Source organism: Dialister sp., assembly GCF_036343215.1.
Taxonomy (GTDB): Bacteria; Bacillota; Negativicutes; order Veillonellales; family Dialisteraceae; genus Dialister.
In genome coordinates, this window is sequence record NZ_JAZASU010000111.1 from 1 (window position 1) to 5,068 (window position 5,068).

General features: G+C 47.4%; 3 protein-coding genes. All 3 read right to left on the bottom strand.

Translation table 11 applies throughout. The annotated features are described in order from the left end of the window. Nucleotides 1-1,408 precede the first annotated feature (1,408 nt). Nucleotides 1,409-2,557, bottom strand: a complete 1,149-nt coding sequence (locus tag VZT47_RS09255; RefSeq protein ID WP_330224681.1) for a toxic anion resistance protein — start codon at nucleotides 2,555-2,557, stop codon at nucleotides 1,409-1,411. A gap of 13 nt (nucleotides 2,558-2,570) precedes the next feature. Beyond that, nucleotides 2,571-3,557, bottom strand: a complete 987-nt coding sequence (locus tag VZT47_RS09260; RefSeq protein WP_330224682.1) for a 5-bromo-4-chloroindolyl phosphate hydrolysis family protein — start codon at nucleotides 3,555-3,557, stop codon at nucleotides 2,571-2,573. Between the two features lie 346 nt (nucleotides 3,558-3,903). Next, the gene (gene deoC, locus VZT47_RS09265; RefSeq protein WP_330224683.1) at nucleotides 3,904-4,557 is read right to left on the bottom strand and encodes a deoxyribose-phosphate aldolase; all 654 of its coding nucleotides are present in this window, start codon (nucleotides 4,555-4,557) and stop codon (nucleotides 3,904-3,906) included. Nucleotides 4,558-5,068: the final 511 nt, after the last annotated feature.

Sequence of the window (5,068 nt, forward strand, 5' to 3'; positions counted from 1 at the left end):
AGGGGAAATAGTTATCAGTTATTAGTTATCAGTTCGCAGTTATGGTGGCCGCCTTTTTATAGGGGAGGCGGCCCTTTTATATAAGGATTTAAACATTCTCCAAGAGCATTGTGTATAAAAATGGCCCGCCATCCAGTTTGATGCGGGCCTCCTGCACTGATTACTATGAACTGATAACTGATAACTTTATCACTTCCGGTATTTCCACATATTGTGTAATTATTGTACAGCCCCGAGTTTTTATGGGGAATGTGCACAGGCAATGAAAAAACGGATCTCGGACTTCGGATTTGGGACCTCGGGAAGGCAGCGCTGCTACGGCAGCGTAAATTTATGATGGGAAATGTGCATAGACGAGTGTGAAAAGCCCGTAGAGCAGGAAGGAATCAGAGGTTGGGAATCAGGGAAGGTGCCGGTGCTCTCCGCCGACAATTTTTTATGGGGAATGTACCCGCGGGGTTGAAAAGCCTGTAAAAGCCGGAATGTTCACGTCTCCTCCCCTGACCAGGGGAGGAGGTAGGAAAGGTGGGGCCCTGCAGGATGCTTTGCGTTTTCCTCATTTGGGACTTGAATGGATAGTGCAGATAAAATATAAAAAAGGCGCGGCTATATGAATTTTGCCGCGCCACCGCCCCGAGTCCCGTTTCCCGATTCCCGAACGATGCAAAGTTTCGAAGACGGCTGATTATTCAAAGTTTCAAAGAATCCAGCCATTCTGATCACTGCGAACTGATCACTGATCACTAAACGCAAAAAAGCCGCCCACTATGACTGGTGGACGGCTTTTTGGGTACAAAAATAAACCCCCATTTGAGAATACATCTCGTTGTCCGGATTTCCGATCTTACCTGTCAATCGGCTGCAGAAATTCCTGCGTCTGGATATGTCATCTCGTGATCAAGGTACGTAGCGGGGGGCGCGGGTCCGAAGAATTTTCTTTCTCGTTTGCGGGAGTTTATTTTGTTTGTAAAAATAAGTGGAAATTTGATTTTTTCCTCGAGGAGTTGAAAGCCTTTAGAGCACGTGGGTTTTGTTCCGGATCTGCCTTAAATTTTTGAGCGCTCAGCAGATGGAATGGAACTTGGCCCGAGGCCTCGCTCTTGCTGCTTTCACAGGTATAGTAGCAAAAAACGGGATTTGTATCATTAGATTTTTATTAAAGTTTATAGTTTCACAATGATTTTGGGATAACTTGTATCTTCGAGGACTTTTGAATCGGGAATTGTCGGGAATCTCGGGGCGATGGCGGACATAAAAGTTATGAAGCCCGCCATTTTTTATATTGGAAATATCATCTTCGATACCTGTTGTTTTGATTGAATATATTTGCGGCGCTATCTACTGTTGCGCCGCACCTTCCCGACAGGCCCGATTCAAAAGTCAGTCGGAAAAGAGTATTTCTTTCGTATTACTGTTTTTCAGCAGAAATTTTCCCCGTTCCCTGCCATAAAGCATCCTGAAGGCGGTTTTCGATCTGGATCATTTCCTGCTCCGCGGCCTGCCGTTTTTTGCGCCCTTCCTGCTGGATGCGGATGGCTTCCTGGACGGTGGAGATCAGTTCTTCATTGGCTTTTTTCAGCGTTTCGATATCCACCATGCTCCGTTCGTTTTCTGTGACCGTTTCGATGGTATTCTGTTTCAGCATTTCCGCATTTTTACGGATGAGGTCATTGGTGGCTTCGGTGACTGCCCGCTGCATTTCCAGGGCTTCCCGCTGCCGGGCAAGGCCCAGGGCCAGGACCATCCGGCTTTTCCAGAGGGGAATGGTATTGTAAATGGCATTCTGGATTCTGTCCACCAGCATTTTGTCATTGCTCTGAATGAGCCGGATCTGGGGTGCTGTCTGGATGGCGATGACTTTGGAAATTTTCAGGTCGTGCACCCTTTTTTCGAAGCGGTTTACCGATTCTCCGAAATCTTTGACCACCTGGACGGCCATGGGATTATTGGCTTCTTCTGCCTGTTTCCGGAGGCGGGGAAGGGTTTCTTCCCGCATTTCCACCAGTTTTTCTTCACCTGCTTCGATGTAGAGCTGGAGATTTTTAAAATAGTCCAGATTCTTGTCATAAAGTTCATCGAAAATGACGATGTCTTTCATGAGCTCCATTTTCTGGTTTTCCAGGCCTGCGGAAATGGTATCCACCTGGGCTTCCACGGTTTTGTAGGAATTGGAAAGCTCATTTTTCTTCGCCAGAAGGGACCCCAGGATGGGCAGGCTGGACAGGAAGCCCTGATCCTTGTCTTCGATGGCTTTCACTTTGCCTGCCAGGCTGTTCAGGAGTTCCCCCAGTTCCTTATTGTCCCGTCCGCGGACCGTGGAAAGGATGGAATTGGAGAAATCGGCGATATTTTTCTGGGCCGCATTGCCATACTGCAGGGAAAGCTGGCTGTCCGTGAGGTCGATATTTTCCCTGATTTCCGCAATCTTCTTTTCCTCTTCCGGCGTCAGGGTGGAAAGAGCTTTATTCACGAGGGCCAGTTCTTTTGATTCTGCGGATTCCCCTTCGGAAGGAGCTGCCGCTTTTTTCATTAAATCTTCCAGATTGATTTCAGCCATGGTTTTTCCTTTCTTACTGATAACGACAATAGTCCCGGTAAAAATCGGGGACACTCATGAAGAGATAACGGATGCCTTCGATGATTCCGATGATTCCGGAAATCATGGTCCAGCAGAAAATGAGATGGAGAAAGCCTTTGAAAGGCCGTTTCAGATAGAAATTATGAACCCCGAAAGACCCGAGAACGATGGCAAAAAGGGCAGCGAGAAGTTTCCTCCTGATCGTTTCACTCCGGAATTCCTCAGGAAAGGGGATGCCCGAATGAACGCCGTAAATGAGGGCCTGCCCGTTTTCATCGCCGAAAACCGGCTGTCCCTTCCGGTCATAAATATCCTCCAGCCGGCGGTGGGGAATTTCGGCGTCTTCACCGGGGGACGGATTTCCTGTATTGTGGATGCCTTTGGACTCCAGGTCCTGGTCCATCACTTTTGTTTCCGCATTCATGGAAAGAATGGTATCATGCAGGGTCTTTGTGAATTCTATTTCATAAGCTTCATCGAAACTGGAAAGGGTGCGGCGGATATTGGCCTTGGACTCCTGGATTTCCGGGGTGGAAAGCTTCGTCTTTTCCCATTCCTCAAACTGCTCTACCATTTTCACCGCCCGGGCCTGGTAATTGTGGATGAAGGTATAGGCGGAAGTGATTCTGTCCGGATGGTCTTCCAGATAGGAAATATACCGGTGCGCAATGGGCTGCATCCGGGAAAGCTGGGCTTTGAGCTCCGGATCTTCGATGCGCTTTGCCGCCTTATCCAGATACTCACAGTCCTTCAAAGCCTTCTCCATAGCTGCTTTTGCCAGCTTTTTCTGCTCTTCCGTGCCCACATACTTCGTCCGCTTGAAAAGCCGGCTTCCCGGATGGCGCAGCCAGTAAAAAGCGGCAAAAAAGGAAAGGGCCGGGACCAGGAAGAAAATCGTCCCGTCAAAAGCGCCTCCCGCTGCCAGAATCAATGCAATCCCGAGAGCGATGATGCCCTCGATGAGTAATATCCATTTCATGGAATTCCTCCTTTGGCCAGAAAGGGTCAACTGTCATTCTATACACAGTATAACACAAGAAAATGACAGACATTGTCGGGGGAAGTTAATAGTTATCAGTTAACAGTTAATAGTTGCATTTACGCCAGACGGGCGGCGGGACTTTTGGGGCCGTTGGCCTATCCGCGCCGGAAATGAGTCCCATTAACCCGAATCTCAAGCTGCCCTACATTTATGGATTTCCAGTTGTCCAACTGATTCCATTAACTATTAACCATTATCTATTACCCGTTTCTCCCCTTGTTTCGAAATTCTGCGAACTGCTAACTAAAAGGAGAGCCTTCCATCCGAAAGCTCCCTTTTCATTTTACAGTTCTTCTCCCAGCAAGGCCTTAATGGCCCCGCTGGCTCCGATTCTGGATACTCCGGCCTCGAGATAGGCTTCCATTTCTTCTCTGCTATGGATGCCTCCGGCGGCTTTGATTTTGACATGGGGTCCGATATGCTTTTTGAAAAGTTCCACATCGGAAAGGTTTGCCCCGGCGCTGCCAAAGCCTGTGGAAGTTTTGATATAGTCCGCTCCTGCTTTGGTGACACAATGGCAGGCGTCGATTTTTTCTTCTTCCGTGAGGTAACAGGTTTCCACGATGACTTTCAGGATATGGTCTTCGATGCAGCCTTTCAGAGTGGCGATTTCATCGGTCACATAATCCAGATCCCCATCTTTCAGGGCTCCGATATGGATGACCATATCGATTTCATTGGCGCCTTCAGAAATGGCGGAGAGCGCTTCCTGGCATTTCGCTTCGGTGGAGCAGTTTCCAAGAGGAAATCCTACCACCGTGCAGATGGTGAGATTCGGAAATTCATCCCGAATCCGTGCTACAAAGGAAGAAGGGACACAGACCGATGCCATGCCGTACTTTTCTGCCTCTTTGCAGAGCTTTTCAATGTCTTTCCATCCTGCCGTGGCTTTCAGCAGGGTGTGATCTACGTGGGAAAAAATCTGTTCATTCGTCATGGGGAGCCTCCGTTGGTACTTTTTTTAGCGAGAACCTGATAGATATATTGTACCATGACTTTTTTAAGTTATCAGTTCGCAGTTATCAGTTATCAGTGAAGGAGGCCCACATCTTTGGATGGCGGGCCATTTTTATACGAGTTCTCCTGGAAAATGTTTAAATTTTTACATAAAAGGGCCGCCTCTCCTATAAAAAGGCCCACCACAACTGCGAACTGATAACTTATAACTATTGTCCCTAAAGTTTTTAAATAATGATTTTTGTACCCCCTATATAAATTGGCTGGCGAAAGCCGGCCATATCCTTCCCGAAATCCGAAATCCCAGGTCCGCAATCCGTCTTTCTAACGGCTAACGGCTGACAGATAACTGCAATATCATTAACTTAAGAAAATCATGAAATAGTTCAAGTACGCGTCGAAAGATGCGTGCTTTTTTTGTGCAAAAAATTTAAAAAAATCCGACAAAATCTGAAAAAAGTACTTGACAAACGCAAAAAATTTTGCGGCGA